We start from the raw sequence: 19,519 nt of genomic DNA, 5'->3' as shown, positions 1-19,519 counted from the left end.
GCGCTGAAGTCGATGTCCTTGGGCGCGCTGACGAATGACGATCTGGTTGCCCTCAAACAGCTCACCAAGGAGTATGCCTCGTGGGACTATTCCGGCCGTCCCGTGGCGTTCCGGGAACGTCTCGACTACGATTCATTCGAGCCCCAGCGACGGATACTGCTTAAGCTGGCTGAAGAGCGTTGGCATGGCTTTTGGGGTGACTATTGGCGCCGGCGCGGGGTCAGCGATCCCAAATTGCTCCGCGCCCTTTCCCCGAGGGACTTCTGGCTTCGCTACCATAGCGGAATGGAGCCGGCGCCCGGCAAGCAAGGCGATGCCCATGGGGGACGGATTTCCGTGGACATCCATGCCATCACCGAAGCGCGCGGATTCGCTTACGTGATCTATCAAAGCGCGCATCGGGGGCTCGATTCGGCCGCCGAAGAGCATTTTCAAGTCCTGCGTGCGCGGTGGTTGAACGGCGAGTGGCGATTGGTGGCTTTTCCCAAAATCACTGCGGGTCTCCGGCGGCAATTGGAAGCGGCCAGGACGGCGCGATGACATTCTCCATGTCCCGAATTCCGGAGGACCGACAGGTGCGTTCGTAACGCAGGATGCCAGACGGCTGTGAATGAGGTATCGTGTGTCGTGAAGAATTTCTACCCCCTCTGCTGGGCCCTGCTCGCCGGGGCGATATTGTGGCTCGATTATTTATCTGGATTTGCCGTCGTCCTCGCCGTCCTTTTGTTTTTCCCAGTGGCGCTGGCCGCGTGGTTCAACGGCAGACGGTGGGCGTTGGTTCTGGCCGTAGGGGCGCCTTTGGTGGATCTCGGCTTTTATTTCATGTGGGCTACTCCGGTGACGGCCAATGAGGCCGCGATCACTGCCTTGATCAGAATCGGGACGTTTTCCTGCTTCGCTCTCCTCATCGATCTGGTGCGCCGCCAAAAAGCCGAAATCGGCGTTTTGCAGGGCATTCTTCCTACCTGCGCCTGGTGCAAGCGGATTCGCGATGCGGACGACCAATGGCAAAGTATGGAAGCATATATCTCCGCGCGGTCGGCCGCGGAGCTTGGTCATGGCATATGCCCGGAATGCGCGCAGAAACATTTCCCCAAATCCGTCCAGTAAGACTGTCCAAAAATGGCAGGTGTGAGGTGGCCCGACGACGGCCCCGTCACGTCGCATTGCGTTCGTCGCGCCCGGTTGTTGCTTTGTTCCAGTGATGCATTCGTTCAAACGCCGCTACTATCATTGGCTTCGTCACATCCCGCGGCGCCGGCATCTCAAGGGCGGCCGTCTGCACCGGCTCCTTGGCGAGAGACTGTTCGCAGAGGCACTTTGGAAGCCCACGCGCCAGACGGTGGCCGGCGGCCTGGCCCTGGGTTTATTTGTCGGCTTCTCCCCGACGATGGGCATCCAACTGATTCTTTCCGGTGTGGCGGCTGTTTTTCTCCGCGTGAATATCCCGATGGCCCTGGCCGGTTCATTCGTCACCAATCCCTTCAGCGCGGCGATCATCTACCCGCTGGAATATCAATTGGGCATCTGGCTGGTCGGCACACCCCAACCGCGCGACTTGGAAGGCTACGCGTCGGCCCTGCGCAACTTCGCCCGCTACGCGCGACCGCTGTGGGCCGGCAGTCTCGTTTTCAGCAGTTTGGCGGCCGCGCTTGCTTACGGTGGAATAACCCTGCTTTGGAATGAAGCGCGGACGCCGAAGACTGCACCCCAGCTGCCTGACGAAACACCGCCTCCGCCTGGGACCGCAAATCGCCCCTGATCCATGGATCGTTTGCCGACACCGATTTGCCCGCCACGCCTTACTTGTCCTCCCGCACGATCGTCACGGGCGTCCCACGGCGCAGGAGCAATTGGAGTTCGGCGAGATCGTCCTTGAACATGGCGATGCCGTAGGGCGGAACGTCCGGATTGGGCGTCGGTGTAGCCGCCGGTGTCGTTGCCGTGGCTCCGCTCGCCGCTTCGCTTTCGGCCACCTCCACGGCGCCGTTTTCCACGCCGTCTTCTTCGGAAACGCCGTACAGGATGCAACCCGGCCGGGCGAAGTGCACCCAAGGCGTGGCGCCTTCGGCATGGTCGGCGCTCGGCAGCACGCGCGCGCCGTCTTTCCAAAAAGTAGTCGCGGTGACTTTGGTGGTGATGCGGGTCTGGCCCGCTCGCGGCAGGTTGATCGATTGAATGGGGTACTGCTTGAAGAATCCATTTCCGTGGTGCACCACCACCCGCTGCTTGGGTAGGTCAATTGTGACCGTAAAATCGCCGTCCGGGACGAGCAGACGCTCGCCCGGATGGATCACCGTCGAGTCGAGAGCGTTGGCCCGCATGATCATCTCCGGGCTGGAATTGAGCTGTCGCGCAATGCGGGCCAGCGAATCGCCGCGCCCCACCGTATATTCCGTTTTGCCGTAAAGGTCGTCCCGGGAGAAAAAGAGCTCGGTGTTGATTTCGCCCAGCAGCTCCCTGGCGTCGTGGGTCGCCGGCGCTTGCGGGTAAATGTGGAGTTGATCCTCGAGGAGCGTTTGCGCCTCGACCAGTTTGCCGGCCGCTTGCAACTTGCGCGCTTTTTCCACCTCGGCATCGATCGGGTTGGGGGGGGGCGGCGGGCGTTGGGCCGCCGCCGCGGTGAACAACTCCGGACGTTCATGTCGCAAGGGAAAACGGACGATGTAGGAGAAATATCCCGCTGCAAAGCCGATGCTCAACGCGACGACGGTCACAATGCCGACGCGCGAGTTTCTCATGATCGTCCCGCGCGCTTGGGCGCACGGGGGCGGGCGTGATGGTTCATGGATTTCGGAGTGAGGACATGGATGGGCAATGGGACTGGTCGGTGTTGATTCATAACGACATCGCGGGAGGCGCCGTTGTTCATCTTCAAAGTAAATCTGACGCACTTCACCGGATCTCGTCTGCGGATGCGGCCGGCGCGCGGCCAGTTGAGAGCATTTGGCACACATCATTCGTATTCGCCGTGTTCTGCGGACGCAAAAAAAAGGCGGGACCGGCAGACCACGCAACCGCCTTTGGCCGTGCCGCCCTCACCCGCACCGGAGATCACGTCAATGCTTCACCAAGGCGCGCACTACGCGCTCGAGGGTCAAGCCCTGGACCAGGATCGAAAAGATGACCACGATATAGGTCACGGCCAGCACCGTGTCTCGTTCGGGGCTGGGCGGCAGCGACAGAGCGAGCGCCACGGAGATGCCGCCACGCAAACCGCCCCACGTCATGATCGTGACCGCGCCCGGCGTGAACTCCCGCCAGCGCCGGATCACGGTCACGGGCACGACCACGCTCACCCAACGGGCCAGCAGAATCGCCGGGATGGCCAGCAGTCCCGCAAAAAAGAGATCGCGGGTGAAGGCCAGCACCAGCATCTCCAGTCCAATCAGCACGAAGAGAAGGGCATTCAGGATTTCGTCGATCAGTTCCCAAAACGCGTCCAGGTTATGGCGCGTCGTGTCGCTCATGGCGAACCGCCGGCCATGGTTGCCGATGAACAAGCCGGCCACCACCACGGCGATCGGGCCGCTGACGTGAATCGCCGCTGCCAGCGCGTAACCGCCCATCACCAGGGCGAGGGTCAGCATCACCTCCACACGGTAATTATCCACGCTCTTCAGCAGGCGATAGGCGATCCATCCCATCCCAAATCCAAACACCGCTCCACCCACCGCTTCTTCGAGGAATAACAGGCCGATGTGTCCCGCGGACGCGTTCTGGCCGGCCACCGCGATTTCACTCAGGACGATGAACGCCACCACCCCGATGCCGTCGTTGAACAGCGACTCCCCGGCGATCTGCACTTCCAGGGCGCGCGGCACTTTGGCGTCTTTCAGGATGCCGATCACCGCCACCGGATCGGTCGGCGAAATCAGCGCGCCAAACAGCAGGCACCACACGTAACTCAGTTCGAATCCCAGCCAGCCGAGCGCCCAATGAATCAGCGTCCCGAAGACAAACAGGGAGATCACCACCCCCGCGACCGCCAGCGTCGCGATCACGCCTTTGTGATCCGCCAGATCGTTCAGGTCGATGTGCAGGGCCCCTGCGAAGAGCAGAAAACACAGCATGCCCTGCATCAGCGCATTGCCGAATTCGACTTGCCGCAGCAAATCCTCGGCGCCTTCGCGGATCCATGGCGCGAAATGCCCGGCGATGATCAACGCCAGCGAAACCAGCAGGGCGATCAGCATCACCCCGATCGTCGCCGGGAGCTTGAAGTAGCGGTAATTCAGGTAGCTGAAGATCGCCGTCAGCGAGATGAGAATGGCGATGATTTGGAATAGGGTCATCAGGCAGGGAGTTTGCGGCAGTCATGTTCGGAGGCCAGCAAATCGTGCGGTCAATTCTCTGTTTCGGGGAATGGTCCTGACCGGCATCGCCCTCAAACACGGACCTGGCAAGTCGGTCGATGGCGCGTTCCGCACGGTGCATCGTCAAGCGTGAGGTGGAGGGTTCACCACGAAGACACAAAGGCACGAAGGAAGCAGCAGTCCTGCATAGGAGACCTTCCCGTTGCCCCTTCGTGTCTTCGTGCCTTCGTGGTGATCTTCACTCCCTGAATTCGGAGTACTTCTTGTTGCTGCCCTTCGCCTTCTCGACGGGATACTTGAGCGCATTCTTCGCCATCTTCCGCTGGATCGCCGTCGGCAAATCCACGCCGACTTTGTCCGCGAGCTCGATGAGATAAACCGCCACGTCCGCGAGTTCATCGGCGATGTCCTCTTGCCGCGTGGCAATCCGCTCCTCCACCTCCGCCGGCGATTTCCAAAGAAAGTGTTCCAGCAATTCACTCGCCTCAATGGACAACGCCATCGCAAGTTCCTTCGGCTGGTGAAATTGGTCCCAATCCCTCTCATCCCGAAACGCCAGGATCTGGGCACGTAATGCGTCAAAGGTCATGGCGGCATGCTCTGAAAAAGACTGCGGTAAGCAAGAACATGCCATAGTGTCTTCCAGCACAGACGACTGCACGGTGCCTCTCTTTCATCGCGTTTCCGTATGAAAATCTTCCCGCTCCTGCTCGCTTTGTCGCTCGCCGCCTTTACCTGCTGCCCAGCCCGCGCTGTCGGCGATTTCTCGGAAATCAAACTCGGTGATCAGGATCAATCCGGCCAGGTTTTCGATATTCGTTCCGAGGAACTCGCCACCGGTGAAATCCAGTTCCACATCACCGCGCCTGACAAGAAAGCCCTCAGCGGCAAAAGCCCGACCATCGCCCTCAGCATCGTCAAAATCACCCGCGGTCCCGATGGTTTTCTGACCGGCGAAAGTGTCAGCCCAGTTCGTCCTCTGGAAGCGCGGCATTCCGGCAACTCGATCACCTGCACATTCATCCTGACCCGAAAAGAGCTCGACGATCCCGATCTCTGCTTCACCTATTTCATCTACGCCGAAGCCATGGTGAACGGCAAGATTGTCCCTATGGCATCAGTCTCGATCCGCTACGCCCGGCTGCAAAAACTCCTCAACCGCGCCGGCGATTGAGTTGAATTCCTCGCCTCGCTTTGGGAGCAGGGGTTGTTCACCCGGCCACCCGCTCGACGAAGAGGCGCGTTGATGAAGTCGGAAATCCTGCTAGATGCTGGGGATATGAACATCCGAGCCGTGATCCATAAAGCGGAGGAGGGCGGTTTTTGGGCCGAAGTGCCGGCCCTTCCCGGCTGCGTCACCCAGGGCGAGACGATGGAGGAACTGCGGGCGAATTTGAAAGAAGCCGTGGAATTGTGGCTCGAAGCGGGTTCGCCCGACGAACCTCTGGATGCCGAGGATCAGATTTTGGAACTGGTGGTGTGAAACAGGTGACTGGGAGGGATTTGGCCCGCGCCGTGCAGTCGTGTGGGTGGACGTTGAGCCGGGTGAAGGGCAGTCATCATATCTTTACCAAGGCAGGTTGCCGCGAACGAATCGTGATTCCGATTCACGGCCATCAACCGCTGAAGATCGGGCTGCTCAAGGCGCAGATGAAGATTGCGGGATTGAGGGAAGAAGACCTTTAGGAAATCTTCACGAATTGCCGTGCAGGGGTGAGGGCCAAAGGCCCGCAGACAAGCCAGCCCAGGGATTAGAGTGCAGCGCCTGCTGAGACGTCATTTGCTCTGCGCTGAAAAGGCAATGACTTTGCGCAAGACATCCTGATCACCGAAGAAACGGCCGATTCCCATCGGTCCGATGCTCCAACTGAATCGGTCAACGTCGATCGCCGGTGACAGGTAGGTCCAATTGCCATTCGCCTCGAGGCATTTGGGGTTTTCTTTGGTCTCTCCCTTGGTGGGATCGAGCACTGAATACTCCAAGGGATGGGGGATCCATACCCGGACAAGACAGACGCGCGGGCCACCGTTCTCTTCAATTAAGAGATCGTATCCTGGCCAAAGGGTGGCTACCGCACAAACTTTCCCGGGAAATGGTTGTGCAGGAGTGAGTTTATTGTCCGACCAGAGCTTGTCCTCGGCTCCGCTGGCGTTGAAGCAGACGAAGGCGCCCACGACTGCCAGGATGACGATGAGGCGATTCATAGGAGGGGTGCTTTTCCTAGTGGACAAAGGTAGGCTTTCGTCACGCAATCTCAAGGGGCAACTCGGTGGCCGCGGACGGCGGAGCGGAGCATGGCCAGGCCTGACCTCCTACGGCGCGCCGAAGGCGCCGATGTCGCGCGGATTTTTTACGGGATGCGCGGACAGGATTTCCGGTGAAATCTCGCCGGCGCGGCCGAGACAGGGCGAGTTCGGCGCGAGGTGAAAATCGTCGTGCGCGGCATCGGCAAAACCGGGCGTGTCGCCGAGGAGGGAATTCTCCGCGCCGGAAATTTCACCACTCATTTTGCCCTGGCTGTTCACGAAGCCGCGCGAGAGCCAGTTGCCGAGCAGATGGATTTGTCCGGGACCGTCGCAGAGCGCCAGGCGCGCGCCTCCGGCCGCGCACCAGACGATATTGTTGCGACCATCGACGCGCTCTTCGTTGGTCGACAAGCCGAACAGCGCGGTGTTACCCGTGCGGCGCGAGACGACGGTGTTGTGAAAGAAATGGAGCGTGCCCTGGCGATACAGCGCGATTTTTCCGCTATCGCCACCGTAGTGGACGACCTGGTTGTTGATCGCGTCGTCGGTTTTGATGAGCACGTTTCCAAAAACGAACGTCTCGCGATACGACGGCGCGTCGCGCAACTCCGGCGAGCCGGTATCGACCAGATCGAGCGCGCGGTTGCCGCCCTCGATCCAGTTGTCGCGCACCACGAGGCCCGCGCTGCGGTCTTTCAGATTATTGCCGGGGCAGCCGGCCCGCAGCGGGCCAAAGCGGCAGTTTTGAAAAACGATGCCCAGCGCTTCGGTATAGCTGTTGTGCTCGTAAATGTCGCCTTCGATGCCGTTGTCGAAAATGCGGCAGCCGTCGACCAGCAAGTCGCGCGTGGCGGGCGCGGCGAAAAGTCCGTTGCCGCTGTCGTGCAGCGCGCAGTGGCGGATCGTGATGTGCTCGCCTTTTTCGATCGTGATCGCGGCGGCGCTATTGACGTAGGCCTGTTCGCCCTTGCGTCTGTGAAAATGGAACGGCGGGCGCGCGCCGCGCACGTCGAGGTTTTCGATGACGAGGTAGGCGGGCATCGTGTCCGCGGGTTTGTTCGCCCCGCCGATTTTGATGACGCTGCGCTCACCGCCCCAGTAATCGAGCGCCTTAGGCGTGGCCGCGCCCTCGCCGTCGATCACCGGCAATTCGCCTTTTTCATTCGCGACGCCGCGCACGACGATTGGCTTTTCCTCCGTCCCCCGCGCGCAGAGCACCCATTTTTCGCGATACGGCTCCGCGCGCCAGTGGACCGTGACGACATCGCCCGGCCCGAGTTTTTCCCACGGCACATCGGCCAGCGCGGCGAGTTTTTGTCCGGGGCCGATTTCGTAATCGGCGGAAAGCCCAGCGCGCCCACCGAGGGCGAGCGCGCAGCAAAAAAGAAAGACCCCGGGGATGCGAAACATAACGCTATATCCCGCCGCCGCTGCCGATTGCCAATGGCAAAAGGCGCGAGCGATGCTGACGATTCGCGGGTCCAAGGTGCTATTCCTCTTGGCCAAAGTGAGGCTTGGGCCAGGCACACCTAAAGACAACTCGGTTGCCGTGGGTAGGGAGCGGAGCGGTGGTCCGCGGAGCGCGCTCTCCGGAAATTCGCTTCCGCGTCTGTGTTGTGACTGCACCGTTGTTGAAAGGCGCGACTTCCGTCCTATTGATGGATGAGATATTTGGATAGCGATATCGCGTCTGTCTCCGAGGCGCCTCCCCCATGTTTGCGAGATTCTCCACTCTTCTGTTTTTGCTCGTCGCTATGGCGTCCTCCCGCGCTGCGGAATTTCACCTCGCGACCTTCTCGGTCGATGTGACCATCCCTATCGGGCACCCGTGCATGGGTGGGGGAATCGCGCCGGCGCGGGCGGTGGCGGACCCGTTGTATGCCAAGGGGTTTGTGTTGCTCGGCGGGGACAAGCCGTTCGTGTTGGTCGCGTTTGACTGGTGCGAGATTCGGGGGACGTCGTTTGATAGATGGAAGCAGGCGCTGGCCGAGGCGGCGGGGACGGATCCGCAGCGGGTGCTGGTGACGGCGACCCATGCGCACGATGCGCCGGTGATGGATGAGGATGCGGAGAAGCTGTTGCGCGACATGGAGGCGACGGGGGCGTGGCAGGGGATTCCCCCGCCCGATCCGGCGGCGCCGGTGCAGGCGGTGTCGGTGTGTCAGCCGGCTTTCAATGAGGAGTGCATTCAGCGGGTAGTCGCATCGGTGCGGGAGAGTCTGTCGCATGCGGTGCGGGTGACGCATTTCGGGACGGGGCGGGCGAAGGTCGATCGCATCGCGAGCAACCGGCGGTTTGTGACCAGTGCGGGCGTGGTTTCGTACGGACGCTACAGCCGCACGATCGACAAGGAAGCGCGGGACGCCGATGAGGGGACCATCGATCCATGGTTGCGCACGCTGAGCTTTTGGGACGGCGACCGGCCGATCTGCGCCTTGCACAACTACGCGGTGCATCCCATGAGCAGCTACGGCGGCGGCAAGATCTCCGCCGATTTCCCCGGCGAAGCCCGGGCGCGCATGCAGCAGGCCCACCCGGAGGTGTTGCAAATCTACACCACCGGTTGCGCGGGCAATGTGACCGCCGGCAAATACAATAACGGTCCCCCGGGGAACCGGACGGAACTGGCCGGCCGCCTGCACGACGCCATGGAAGCCGCCTGGGCGAATACCGAGCGCACGCCGCTCACCCATCCCGGCTTCAAACTCGCCCTGATGCCCTTGGGTGCGCGCAACACCCCGAACCACACCGAGGCGCTCGTGCGCCAGCGGCTCGCCGGGGGCGTGCGGCCCTTCGCCCGCTCCGAAGCCGCCATGGGGTTGGCCTGGTACGAACGCGTGAAGCGTGGCCACTTGGTGGAGGTGCCGGCGATCGAATTCGACCCTGCTCACGTGCTCCTGCTTTTGCCGGCGGAGGCTTACGTGGAGTTTTCGCTCTTCGCCCAGGAATGCCGGCCGCAGAGTTTCCTGATGGTGCTGGGGTATGGCGAATGCGGGCCCGGCTACATTCCCATCGACCGGGCTTTCGAGGAAAACGACCAGAACCTGAACGACTGGGCCTGGACCCCACCCGGCAGTGAAGCCGTGATGAAGGCCGCGATCCGGGAGGCGCTGAAGTGACCCCGGTTAAAATTCCCTGCGGCGGCCATAAAAATTTGGAAATCTTCGTGGGTTTCTGATCCCGCTGTCGTGATACCGGATGACACCTCGTTCCAGCCCTCCATCCCCATAGAACATGAAAACTCGTCTTCTTCTTGCCGCCTTGCTGGTTGCCTTGGGAGCGTTGCCTGCCCAATCCAACCCCGGTGAGCGCCCCACGCCTGCGGATTCCTCCAAGAGCGAGCCGGCACGCGATGCCAATCCCGATACGGATGGCAAGCTCACGATTGCGCCGGGAGAGTTGGGGGCGGTCGTGGGTTACATCCAACATGACCTCGCGCCCCACTGGCCGGAGCACGAGGGCGACCTGCCCACCATTTTCTTAACCAAGGAGGCAGCGGCCTGTGAAACGCCCGAGCTTCTGATCCTGCATCGCGTTACGCCTTTGCAGGCCGTGGCCCTCGCCGCCGCGGCGGCGGACTGCAGCCTGGAGGCGATTCGTGGCCCGGCGGGAGCGGCGGACGATACCCCGACCATCATCGGCTACCGGATCACGAGGAACAAGATGCCCCAGCCCGGCTCGGGCAATGTTTCCGTGGCGACCGCCCCGGGGGCGGCTTCTGACCCGCCAGGGAAGCCACCGGGAGACGCCGGTCATCAGATCATCCGTGTCTATGCCGTTGGGTCCCTCCTGCACGTGCTGTCTCCAGACCAGGTCAAACGGGCCGAGAGCGAGGGTTTTTCGTCCGACGATGAGAAAGCCCTGATGGACCTGTTGACCGCCGCCGTGGAAAATGGGGAACCGAACACACAGCGACTCGAATGGTCGTGGCAATTCTCAGCAAGGGTGACCGCCGCCGTGGAAAAAGGGGAACCGAACACCCCGCTCCCGCAGTTTTCCATGCACAAGCAGTCGCGCGCCTTGATCGTGAAAGCCACCGCAGCCCAGCAGGAGATCGTGGAACAGGTGATCAAAGCGCTGAAGGAGAACAAGGAACTCGAGGCCCGGCCGGCGGCTGCGGGCAAGCCCTAGCCGGAAACACAAAGCCGCGTGTCCCATCCGCTCACAGACTCCTGCTCCGCCGCAGCGCCCCGGCTTTTCATGGAACAGGCAGAGCCAGTCACCCCCCTGACGATGCCACTGGCGGAGGAGTTCACGCTGGGGGATGTACCCCGGCTGACCGCTGCGCTGAAGCGAGGCGATGAAAGGGCGTTCGCCTGGCTGCACCGGGCGTGGGCTTCTCGCATCCACCGCTACTGCTTCGCCCTGGGCGCGGGCTGCGAGACGCTGGCCGGGGAGATTGCGCAAGCAGTCTGGCTGCGCGTGGTCCGGCACATCCGTGTTTTGCCGGACGAAGCGGCGCTCTGGAATTGGCTGGCCTGCGCGGCCCGCCACGCCGCCTCGGATCAGCGCCGCACGGGCGGTCGCTATCGCGGCATGCTGGAGCGCTTCACCTGCTGGTGGCAGTTGCGCTCCGCCGAGGCCGAAACCGCTTCCCCCTCCGATCACCTCCTTCCCGCGCTCGAGTCCGCCCTGGCGCGGCTCAGAGCCATCGACCGCGCACTCATTGAGGCGCGCTACTTTTCCGGTGAGTCCCTGGAAGCAGTCGCTTCGCGGCACGCCCTCACCATCCGCGCCGTTGAAGGAAGACTGGCCCGCATCCGCGAACGGCTGCGGCAGTCCATGGCGGAAGAAATACAAAAAAAACACGCATGAAACCCGACCCCGACGCACTCCGCACCCTGCTGCACGAGGTGCTTCCCTTCACCGCGGAGCATTCCGGCCCCAGCTCCGCCGACGTGCTGCACCTGCTCCATGCCGAGCGCCGCCGTCGTCACCGTTCCCGCTGGAATACCGCACTGCTGGCCGGCCTTGCGGCGCTGCTTTCCGCGGCGTTCTGGAGACACAGCATGCTCCTCACCGTGCCGGCCACGGCACCCGTCGCCCAGATCGTATCCGTGCCGGCGCCGCTCGTGATCCGGCAGGTGAATGACGAACAACTTTTTGCCCTGCTCAAAGACACCCCTGCCGCCCTCGTCAAATTCCCCGATGGCACCAGCCGGCTCCTGATTCTCGATCCATGAAAACACCTTGCCTGCTTTTGATCCTCTTCATGCTCGCCGGCGCGGGTCCCAGTTCCGCGGCCACGCCCGCCGACAGCGCACTCGCCTTTGAAACGAGCGATTTTGCCAAGGCCACGCTCTACAAAAGCGGCCCCGGCTTCGGCCTGAGCATGGCGCCGAGCGGCGCGTTTGGCCTGAACAACACCTGGGAATCCACGCACGGCGGCAAGTGGTTCATCGAGTACCAGCGCATCGGCGCGGAGGCGATCGGCGCGGGGCTCGCGCTCGGCAACGACGCGGCGATCGAGCGCGGGCTGATGATGATCGAATGGGGCTTTGCCCACATGGAAGCCGACGGCAGCTTCCAGTGCGAGGACGCCTATCACAGCGCGTCGTTCTTTATCGAGGCCACGGCGTATGCGCTGCTGTTGCTCGAAGCCAGCCCCGCGCATGAAAAATGGCAGCCTCGCGTCGAGGCGCTGAAACCGGCGCTGGGCAAGGCCGCGCACTGGATGGCCAAGCCCACCGTGGCCGGACCGGTCTGGAATGGGGTGCAAAAGCAATTCGCGCATCGCTGGTTCGCCTGTGCCGCGGCGCTCGGCGAAAGCGGCGTGTTGCTCCACGACAAGGAACTGCTCGCCACTGCAAAGCCGCTGCTGCACGGCGGCCTCCGCGCGCAGCTTCCCAACGGCGTGAACCCCGAGAAAGGTGGCTACGACAGCATCTATCAGGCGGCCGGCCTCGTTTACGCCACTCACTATTACGCGATCGTCGCGGATCCCGCGGACCGGCCCGCGCTCAAGCAGAGCATCGACAAAGGCGTCGCGTGGCTCGTCTCGCGCATCAGCAGCGACGGAGTCATCAGCACGCAGGGCAACACCCGCACCGCCGGCCAGGAAGTCGGGCGCAGTGGCAACGTGAAAGGCGTGGAAACCAAGTACGCCGTGCGTTCGCTGGGCTTCTGGGCTGCGCTCACGGGGAACAGTTCGCTCCAGGCTCTCAGCCAAAAGGTCAGCGCCGCGCCGCCGGGAGAGCGCTGACGCTGGCTCCATTGGCTGTGTGGGCTGCATTGGTTCCATTGGCTCCATTGCCGAAAATGGCCTTTTAAAGGGCTAAAAAGCGCATTCTCGACCGAATCCACGATCTGCGGAAAAATGTTTTGACACCGGAAACAGTTCCGCTAGTTTTCGCGCCCCGCATCCACTACGGAGACGGGATATAACTCAGTAACGCAGGAGAGCCATTAGACTCGCTAGAACTGCACCCCTTTATGTCCAGCACACGCAGCAAACGTTATCGCGCGGCCTCTGAAAAGGTCGACGCCAAAAAGAGCTATCCGCTCGCCGAGGCCGTCTCCCTTCTCAAGACCCTCCCCGCCACGAAGTTCGACCAGACGGTCACCCTGAGCTTCCGTCTTGGCGTCGATCCCAAGCAAAGCGACCAGATGGTCCGCGGCACCACCCCGCTCCCGCACGGTTCGGGCAAGAACGTCCGCGTGCTCGTCTTCGCCGAAGGCCAGTCCGCCACGGCCGCCCGGGAAGCCGGTGCGGAATTCGTCGGTTACAAGGACATCATCGAAAAGGTCGTCGCTGGTTTTCAAGATTTCGACGTGGCGATCGCCACGCCCGGCGCGATGGCGGAAGTCCGCAAGCTCGGCAAGGTCCTCGGGCCACGCGGGCTCATGCCGAACCCCAAGACCGGCACCGTCACCGACGACACGGCGAAGGCCGTGAAGGAAGTGAAGGCGGGCCGCGTGGAGTTCAAGCTCGACAAGAACGGCAACATCGCCGTCCCGGTCGGCAAGTTTTCCTTCGCCCCGGAAGCGCTCGTCGACAACGGCCGCACCGTCATCGAGGCGGTCGTCAAGGCCCGCCCGGCTACGGCCAAGGGCGTGTTCGTCGAGAATGTGACGCTGAGCGCGACGATGTCGCCCGGCCTGAAAGTGGACGCCTCGTCCTTCCTCAAGTTCTAATCGGAGACCCAAGTCATGTCCCATCCTGCGAAAGCCACTATCGTCGAAGATCTCCACAAGAAGCTGAACGCCTCGCCGTTCCTTTTCGTGGCCGATTACACCGGCCTGAAAGTCTCTCAATTTGCCGAGCTGCGGAACCGCCTGCACACCACGGGCGCCCGTTGCCACGTCGTGAAGAACACCTTCCTGCGCCGCGCGGCCAAGGAAGCCGGCCTGCCTGAGCTCGCCGAGCTCAAGGGCCAGACCGCCATCATCGTGGGCGACAAAGACGTCGCCGCCGCGGCCAAGGTGCTGAAGAATTTCACCGCCGAGTTCAAGAAGCCGGAAGTCAAAACCGGCATCGTGGACAAGGTGGTCGTCTCGACCGCCCAGATCGCCGCCATCGCCGACCTCCCGTCGCGCGAAGTGTTGCTCGCCACCCTCCTGGGTGTGCTCAACGCCCCGGCAAGCAAGCTCGTCCGCGTCCTCAACGAGCCGGCGTCCTCGCTGGCCCGCCTCCTCAAAGCCAAAGCCGAGAAGGACGGCGCAGCCGCTGCGTAACCCCTTTCTCCGCCGGTGCCAGCCGGCGGGAAATCGCGCGCGTCGCTCTTGGCGCGCGCACCTTAAACAAACAACCAATGGTTCCTCGTCGGAGCGGCGGCTGCCGCTTTGAAATCACCGGAAGCTTCCGGTAGCGACGATACCGATCAAACATATGGCCGATACCAATACGTTAGTAGAACAGCTCAGCGGACTCACCGTCCTGGAAGTCGCTGACCTCGTCAAACAGCTCGAAGAAAAGTGGGGCGTCAGCGCCGCTGCTCCAGTTGCCGTTGCGGCAGCCGGTGGTGGTGCCGCAGCCGCGGCTGCTCCCGTTGAGGAGAAGACCGCCTTCGACGTCATCCTGAAGTCTGGTGATGCCGCGAAGAAAATCGCCATCATCAAGGAAGTCCGCGCGGCGGTTCCTGGACTCGGCCTCGCCGAAGCCAAGGCCCTCGTCGAAGGCGCTCCGAAGACCGTCAAGGAAGGCGTCACCAAGGAAGAAGCCGAAGAGATCAAGAAGAAGATCGAAGCGGCCGGTGGCGTCGTCGAGGTCAAGTAAGCTGTCCGGACCGAAGCGCTCGCGCGTTTCACACAAAGTCCCAAGCTTTTGCAAATCGCCGTCCGGGAAACCGGGCGGCGATTTCGCTTTGTAGGGGAGTGTCCATCCGATTACTTTTGAATTGTTCTCGATTTGTTTCGTCGAACGGTTCTCCCCATGAGGATGCTCACTCTCCTTCTTTTTGTCGCCGGTGCATTGTCGGCGGGTAGCTTTGGCCAGGATGCGAGTGCGCCCGTCGCGCCGGTGACGGCGACATTGCTTGTGCCAGGCCCTGCGTCCGGACCGTTCGAGGATGATTGGAAAGTCCGGCGCGAAGCAGCCATTCATTCCAAATGGAACATCGGCGTGGACCTTCAGATGGTGAGGTTGGAGGAAGCGAAGGCGTTGGAGTTAATTCCCGATCTGCAATCTGACGACCAGGTGAAAGTCGCCGCCGCCTGGGACAAACTCCAGGTGATGATCAAGGCCAAGGAGGCGGTGTTGCTCGCCTGGCCGATGGTGAGAATGATTGACGGCGGACGAGCTGTTTCTGAATCGATCAACGAGAAGCGATACCCGACCGAATTCGAGCCGCCCTTATCACCGAAGACCGCCCCGGAGTCGGCGGCTTCCCCAAGTGCTCCCGCAGACAAACCAACCGTGGTGGACGCCATTCCCACGGAATTTGAGACGCGCAACATCGGTGCGACCCTGGAAGTGCAGGCGACGGTCCTGGGTGAGGGCAAGCGGGTTCACCTCGATGTAGTCTCCCAGCGGGTGGAACTGCTCGAAATGGAAAAGAATGAAAGTTTGATCGCGAAGGGAAAGATCATCGTGCGATCGCCCCAGCCCCTTTTCGCCAGTTCAAAAACCACCGAGTCTCTTACCGTTGTGAGTGGGCAACGGCAATTGATCGCCATTCACAAGCTGACAAAACCGGCGGGCTTTATCGAACTCCATTTCGTCCGGGCCGTCGTGACGAGCGCGGAATAACGATGCGTCATTCCCACCGACAACTCGTGACAGTGGGCGCGCTCCTCCTGTTGGCGACTGACCTCTTGCCCGTGACGGGCTTCGGGCAGGCACTGGCGGCGCCGGCAGTTCCGGTTGCCGCGGCTCCGTCAGCCGAGAATACGAGATTGCGGCGCGAAGAGGCGGAGCGCGAGCAGGCGATCATCCACGCCAAATGGAATGTCTGTGTCGATCTCCAGATGGTCGCGTTGGAGGAAGCGAAAGCCATGGAACTGATTCCCGAGTTCCAATCTGAAAACGAAGTAAAGATCGAGGCGGCGTGGCGCAAATTACAGGTCATGATCAAGACCCGCGAGGCGACGCTGCTCGCGTGGCCGATGGTGAGGACGGTGGACGGCAGCAGGGCGGTTTCGGAGACGATCGTGGAGAAACGATACCCTACGGAATTCGAGCCGCCGCATGAGCCACGCACATTCGGACCTCCGATACCAGAGCCCGGCCATATCAATGAAGCGACGGTCGAAGGCACCCCGAATGCCTTCGAGACACGCAACACGGGAGTGACCCTCGAAGTCGAGCCGACGGTCTTGAGCCAGGGGAAGCGGATCTATTTGCGGCTGGAGCCCAGCCGGACAGAACTCTTGCGCATGGAAGATTATGGCCCTGTCTTGACTGTGCACAACACCCTGATTTCAGCGCCCCAACCGCTATTTGCCAGCCCGCGTACTCATCTGGATTTGACCGTGCGAAGCGGGCAGCGCCAACTGATTGCCGCTCACAAGCTGACGAAGCCGGTGAATTGCTATGAATTGGACATCGTCCGGGCGGTGGTCACGAAGGCGGAATAGGGAGCATTGGGCAACGAATCTACTGTCGCCACCCTTGAGCCAACTATTTTGCCGCGGCCGCGGGCTCAGGCAGCTTGCCCGACTGCCAGGCGAGGAAATGCCATTGTCCCTTTTCCTCACGCCAGACGCCCAGGAAGGCGAGCACCATTTCCGTGGTGCCGTCGGCTTTCGCCACCTTGATTCGGGTGCGGCCGGCCATCAGGGCGATGCCGGGTGCCGGGAAGGTGAAGTTCCGCTCTTGGTAGTCCCACGAGACGTATTTGGTCCGGCCAGTGGAGAGGGCGTCGATGTAGGAGGCCTTGGTGTCCACGGCGCCGCTGGAATGGGCATAGCGGAGATCGTCGGAGTAGATCGCCGTGAGCCTGGCGCTGTCCCCGGCCATGGTGGCGGCTACACGCTCGTCGTCGGCGGCCTGAAGGGCAGCGAGGCGGGGCTCATCGGCAGCGCGGACTGGGGCGAGTGAGAGGGCAAGGATGGCGAGGAACGGGAGGAGGGCGGATTTCATGGGATTGGATATTGGCGCAAATGGCGGGTGGAGGCGAAACCAATCAGCGGACAAAGAGGGGAGCGGTCCCGAGGTTGGTTCGCGCTCACGGCCTCCGCGAAAAAAAACTCGCACCTTAAATCGGCTTAAGAGGGCTTAAGGCACCTTAAATCGGCTGCTCTTTGGCCGGGGCTCCTTGATTTGCATCGGCTGCGGGGCGGGGGTCTCCCGGTAATGAGGCCAACTTTTTCGCACCTTGATTCACCTTGATTCGGCTTGATTGGTGCCAGCCATTCCAAGCCCTCCATTCGTAGCGGAAACCGCCCGGCTTCCCGGTGAGTGACCGCACGAAGCGGCGGCGTTTGCCGGTGGCGAGGCGTTCATTGAGTTTGTGGCGGATGGCAGTGGGGAAGTGGGCAATCTTGCCGTTGCGAGCGGAGTGGGATTCGTCGGTGGTCATGCGCGGAAGTGTCGCATGACTCGGCGCAAAAAGTGCCTTGCTCCATTGGCTCTGTTGGCTCCATTGCAGAAAATTTCACGTGGGCGCCTCAAAACAGGGGCCGCAGCGGGATTTTTAACGCAGAGGGCGCAGAGAAAGGCGAAAGGGCCGCAGAGGGAAAGAGATTCTTCTTCCGGCGCGTGGGGACACGCGCCCTACACCTGTGTGGCCACGCGCAAGGGTGAGCCGGTCTCGCGGTGGGTAGACCGGCGGGGCTATTCTCAGAGAAAAAGGGGGCGGGCTCCGAAGCTTTACGGCCTTGAATTTGGGATCGCTTGGGCGACAGTGGCGCCCGGCCAAAGGTGGGTGTAAAAGAAAATCAAACTTTTTTGAAAATTTTCTTGCATGAGGCATGGGACTGCACCAGTTTCCCCGTCCTTTTCTTTCCCGCGAGATTCACACCCTCGCGGCTTTTTGTCTTGACCACCGCCGCCGCCCGTTACTTTCCGAAAATTTCAGCAGAGACACCGAAACGCAGTGGACGCATGTCGTCCCCTGCGTTTCTGCGCCTCTGCCGTTTTGCGTCCCCGGGTCTGACGGCACAATAACCCACTCATTTCCACGCGCTCTCCACTTTCTGGCTGTGGAGCGAAGGCGACCTGTAAAAGCCAGTCCACCGAGCAACCTCCATGTCTGAACGCAAATACTTCGGTAAACTCCGGGAAGGCGCCGAGCCACCCAACCTCATTGAAATCCAGCTCGATTCGTACATTGAGTTCCTCCAGACGGATGTGCCGCTCTCCAAGCGCAAGATCACGGGTCTGCAGGCGGTCTTCAAGGAAGTCTTCCCCATCACCAGCTACGACGAAAAGGTCACGCTGGATTTCGCCAGTTACGAGATCGGCGAGCCGAAGCTGAGCATCCGCGAGGCCATGCGCGAAGGGCAGACCTTCAGCGCCCCGCTGCACGTCACTTTCCTGCTCAAGGAAGAGCACGGCACCAAGGAAGAGAAAGTCTACATGGGCGAAATCCCGCTCATGACCCCGCAGGGCACCTTCGTGATCAATGGCGCGGAGCGCGTCGTGGTCTCCCAGTTGCACCGTTCGCCGGGCATCTGCTTCGAGAGCTCCCTGCACTTGAACGGCAAGGTCCTCTTCAGCTTCCGCATCATTCCCGACCGCGGCTCGTGGGTCGAAGTGCAGTTCGACACGAACGACCTGCTCTACGTCTATCTCGACCGCCGCAAACGCCGCCGGAAGTTCCTGGCGACCACCTTCCTTCGCGCCCTCGGTTACGGCACGGACGAAGAGATCATCAAGCTGTTCTACACTGTCGAGAAGCTGAAGCTCAGCGAAGGTCTCGAGGAAGAAGAAATCCTCACCAAGGTGCTCATCGCCGACGTCCGCGACGGCGAAATCACCGTGGCGCGCGCTTTCGAGCCGCTGACCAAGGCGACCATCCGCCAGATCCTCTCGCTCGGCGTGAAGGACGTGCAGGTCGTCGACACCAAGGATGACGACACCATCATCAAGGCCCTGAAGAAGGACCCGGCGCACGACGAGGAAGAAGCGTTGAAGGACATCTACCGCCGTCTGCGTCCTGGCGACCCACCCACCGTGCCGAACGCCCGTGGCTTGCTGAAGCGTCTCTTCTTCGACCCGAAGAAGTACGATCTCGGCCGCGTGGGGCGTTACAAGATCAACCAGAAGCTCGAGAAGCACGGTGTGGACGTGAAGGGCGACGAGCGCGTGATGACCAAGGAAGATTTCATCGCCGCGATGAAGTACCTCACCGGTCTGCGCCGCCAGGAAGGCACCCTCGACGACATCGATCACCTCGGCTCACGCCGCGTCCGGACGGTCGGCGAATTGCTCGCCAACCAGTGCCGCGTCGGTCTGGCCCGCACGGAGCGTCTCGTCAAGGAGCGCATGACCCTGTTCGACGTGAATATCGAGGGCATGACCCCGCAGAAGCTGATCAATCCGAAGGCGCTGTCCGCGGTCATCCGCGACTTCTTCG

General features: G+C 61.7%; 23 protein-coding genes and 1 pseudogene. 17 read left to right on the top strand and 7 right to left on the bottom strand.

The annotated features are described in order from the left end of the window. The 3 genes from ABJF10_RS17225 to ABJF10_RS17215 form a co-directional block, all read left to right on the top strand. On the top strand, positions 1–540 hold a 540-nt coding region (locus ABJF10_RS17225; protein WP_348545830.1), incomplete at its 5' end, for a hypothetical protein. Positions 541–675: 135 nt separating this feature from the next. Further along, a complete protein-coding gene (locus tag ABJF10_RS17220; RefSeq protein ID WP_348545829.1) occupies positions 676–1,110 on the top strand; it encodes a hypothetical protein in 435 nt (144 codons plus the stop codon). Positions 1,111–1,204: 94 nt separating this feature from the next. Further along, positions 1,205–1,762: a DUF2062 domain-containing protein gene (locus ABJF10_RS17215; protein ID WP_348545828.1), complete on the top strand. Its 558-nt coding sequence runs from the start codon at positions 1,205–1,207 to the stop codon at positions 1,760–1,762. Positions 1,763–1,802: 40 nt separating this feature from the next. Here the strand turns inward: ABJF10_RS17215 and ABJF10_RS17210 are convergent, their stop codons facing one another. The 3 genes from ABJF10_RS17210 to ABJF10_RS17200 form a co-directional block, all read right to left on the bottom strand. Then, positions 1,803–2,741: a LysM peptidoglycan-binding domain-containing protein gene (locus tag ABJF10_RS17210; protein ID WP_348545827.1), complete on the bottom strand. Its 939-nt coding sequence runs from the start codon at positions 2,739–2,741 to the stop codon at positions 1,803–1,805. A 318-nt stretch (positions 2,742–3,059) separates the two neighbouring features. Then, entirely contained in the window at positions 3,060–4,295 is a 1,236-nt protein-coding gene (locus tag ABJF10_RS17205; protein WP_348545826.1) for a sodium:proton antiporter, read from the bottom strand. Positions 4,296–4,554: 259 nt separating this feature from the next. Further along, complete coding sequence (locus ABJF10_RS17200; RefSeq protein ID WP_348545825.1) at positions 4,555–4,905, bottom strand: nucleotide pyrophosphohydrolase; 351 nt, start codon at positions 4,903–4,905, stop codon at positions 4,555–4,557. A 126-nt stretch (positions 4,906–5,031) separates the two neighbouring features. On the opposite strand from ABJF10_RS17200, the gene ABJF10_RS17195 reads away from it, so the two are divergent. The 3 genes from ABJF10_RS17195 to ABJF10_RS17185 all read left to right on the top strand — a co-directional run bounded on the left by ABJF10_RS17195 (position 5,032) and on the right by ABJF10_RS17185 (position 6,002). After that, on the top strand, positions 5,032–5,490 hold the full coding sequence (locus ABJF10_RS17195; protein WP_348545824.1) for a hypothetical protein: 459 nt from the start codon (positions 5,032–5,034) through the stop codon (positions 5,488–5,490). Positions 5,491–5,595: 105 nt separating this feature from the next. Beyond that, entirely contained in the window at positions 5,596–5,799 is a 204-nt protein-coding gene (locus ABJF10_RS17190) for a type II toxin-antitoxin system HicB family antitoxin (protein ID WP_348545831.1), read from the top strand. Continuing rightward, positions 5,796–6,002, top strand: coding sequence for a type II toxin-antitoxin system HicA family toxin (locus ABJF10_RS17185; RefSeq protein WP_348545823.1), 207 nt, complete (start codon positions 5,796–5,798; stop codon positions 6,000–6,002). The genes ABJF10_RS17190 and ABJF10_RS17185 overlap by 4 nt, the downstream gene beginning before the upstream one ends. A 90-nt stretch (positions 6,003–6,092) precedes the next feature. Here ABJF10_RS17185 and ABJF10_RS17180 read toward each other — a convergent pair whose 3' ends face one another. After that, positions 6,093–6,521 carry a hypothetical protein gene (locus ABJF10_RS17180; RefSeq protein ID WP_348545822.1) on the bottom strand — a complete coding sequence of 143 codons (429 nt, stop codon included), beginning with the start codon at positions 6,519–6,521 and terminating at the stop codon, positions 6,093–6,095. A 108-nt stretch (positions 6,522–6,629) separates the two neighbouring features. Next, positions 6,630–7,973 (bottom strand): right-handed parallel beta-helix repeat-containing protein, encoded by a 1,344-nt coding sequence (locus tag ABJF10_RS17175; protein WP_348545821.1) that lies wholly within the window; start codon positions 7,971–7,973, stop codon positions 6,630–6,632. 344 nt (positions 7,974–8,317) lie between these two features. On the opposite strand from ABJF10_RS17175, the gene ABJF10_RS17170 reads away from it, so the two are divergent. The 10 genes from ABJF10_RS17170 to ABJF10_RS17125 all read left to right on the top strand — a co-directional run bounded on the left by ABJF10_RS17170 (position 8,318) and on the right by ABJF10_RS17125 (position 16,577). After that, complete coding sequence (locus ABJF10_RS17170) at positions 8,318–9,682, top strand: hypothetical protein (RefSeq protein WP_348545820.1); 1,365 nt, start codon at positions 8,318–8,320, stop codon at positions 9,680–9,682. 115 nt (positions 9,683–9,797) lie between these two features. Further along, on the top strand, positions 9,798–10,694 hold the full coding sequence (locus tag ABJF10_RS17165; protein WP_348545819.1) for a hypothetical protein: 897 nt from the start codon (positions 9,798–9,800) through the stop codon (positions 10,692–10,694). 102 nt (positions 10,695–10,796) lie between these two features. Next, a complete protein-coding gene (locus ABJF10_RS17160) occupies positions 10,797–11,378 on the top strand; it encodes an RNA polymerase sigma factor (RefSeq protein ID WP_348545818.1) in 582 nt (193 codons plus the stop codon). Continuing rightward, the gene (locus ABJF10_RS17155) at positions 11,375–11,746 is read left to right on the top strand and encodes a hypothetical protein (protein ID WP_348545817.1); all 372 of its coding nucleotides are present in this window, start codon (positions 11,375–11,377) and stop codon (positions 11,744–11,746) included. Before ABJF10_RS17160 ends, ABJF10_RS17155 begins: the two co-directional genes overlap by 4 nt. Next, the gene (locus tag ABJF10_RS17150; protein ID WP_348545816.1) at positions 11,743–12,765 is read left to right on the top strand and encodes a hypothetical protein; all 1,023 of its coding nucleotides are present in this window, start codon (positions 11,743–11,745) and stop codon (positions 12,763–12,765) included. Before ABJF10_RS17155 ends, ABJF10_RS17150 begins: the two co-directional genes overlap by 4 nt. A 230-nt stretch (positions 12,766–12,995) precedes the next feature. Further along, the gene (gene rplA / locus ABJF10_RS17145; protein WP_348545815.1) at positions 12,996–13,697 is read left to right on the top strand and encodes a 50S ribosomal protein L1; all 702 of its coding nucleotides are present in this window, start codon (positions 12,996–12,998) and stop codon (positions 13,695–13,697) included. A gap of 15 nt (positions 13,698–13,712) precedes the next feature. Next, a complete protein-coding gene (gene rplJ, locus ABJF10_RS17140) occupies positions 13,713–14,237 on the top strand; it encodes a 50S ribosomal protein L10 (protein ID WP_348545814.1) in 525 nt (174 codons plus the stop codon). 154 nt (positions 14,238–14,391) lie between these two features. Further along, on the top strand, positions 14,392–14,778 hold the full coding sequence (rplL, locus tag ABJF10_RS17135; protein ID WP_348545813.1) for a 50S ribosomal protein L7/L12: 387 nt from the start codon (positions 14,392–14,394) through the stop codon (positions 14,776–14,778). Positions 14,779–14,940: 162 nt separating this feature from the next. Continuing rightward, on the top strand, positions 14,941–15,750 hold the full coding sequence (locus ABJF10_RS17130) for a hypothetical protein (RefSeq protein ID WP_348545812.1): 810 nt from the start codon (positions 14,941–14,943) through the stop codon (positions 15,748–15,750). 50 nt (positions 15,751–15,800) lie between these two features. Then, entirely contained in the window at positions 15,801–16,577 is a 777-nt protein-coding gene (locus ABJF10_RS17125) for a hypothetical protein (RefSeq protein WP_348545811.1), read from the top strand. 43 nt (positions 16,578–16,620) lie between these two features. Here ABJF10_RS17125 and ABJF10_RS17120 read toward each other — a convergent pair whose 3' ends face one another. Beyond that, positions 16,621–17,082: a nuclear transport factor 2 family protein gene (locus ABJF10_RS17120; RefSeq protein ID WP_348545810.1), complete on the bottom strand. Its 462-nt coding sequence runs from the start codon at positions 17,080–17,082 to the stop codon at positions 16,621–16,623. Between the two features lie 145 nt (positions 17,083–17,227). After that, the gene (locus ABJF10_RS17115) at positions 17,228–17,521 is read right to left on the bottom strand and encodes a hypothetical protein (protein WP_348545809.1); all 294 of its coding nucleotides are present in this window, start codon (positions 17,519–17,521) and stop codon (positions 17,228–17,230) included. 668 nt (positions 17,522–18,189) lie between these two features. Here ABJF10_RS17115 and rpoB point away from each other — a divergent pair. Beyond that, positions 18,190–19,519 (top strand): annotated as a pseudogene (rpoB, locus tag ABJF10_RS17110) (DNA-directed RNA polymerase subunit beta); the annotation flags it as partial.

Origin of the sequence: Chthoniobacter sp., assembly GCF_040003245.1 — a bacterium.
In the GTDB taxonomy this organism is placed as follows: domain Bacteria; phylum Verrucomicrobiota; class Verrucomicrobiia; order Chthoniobacterales; family Chthoniobacteraceae; genus Chthoniobacter.
This window is presented reverse-complemented; position numbering and strand designations above follow the sequence as displayed.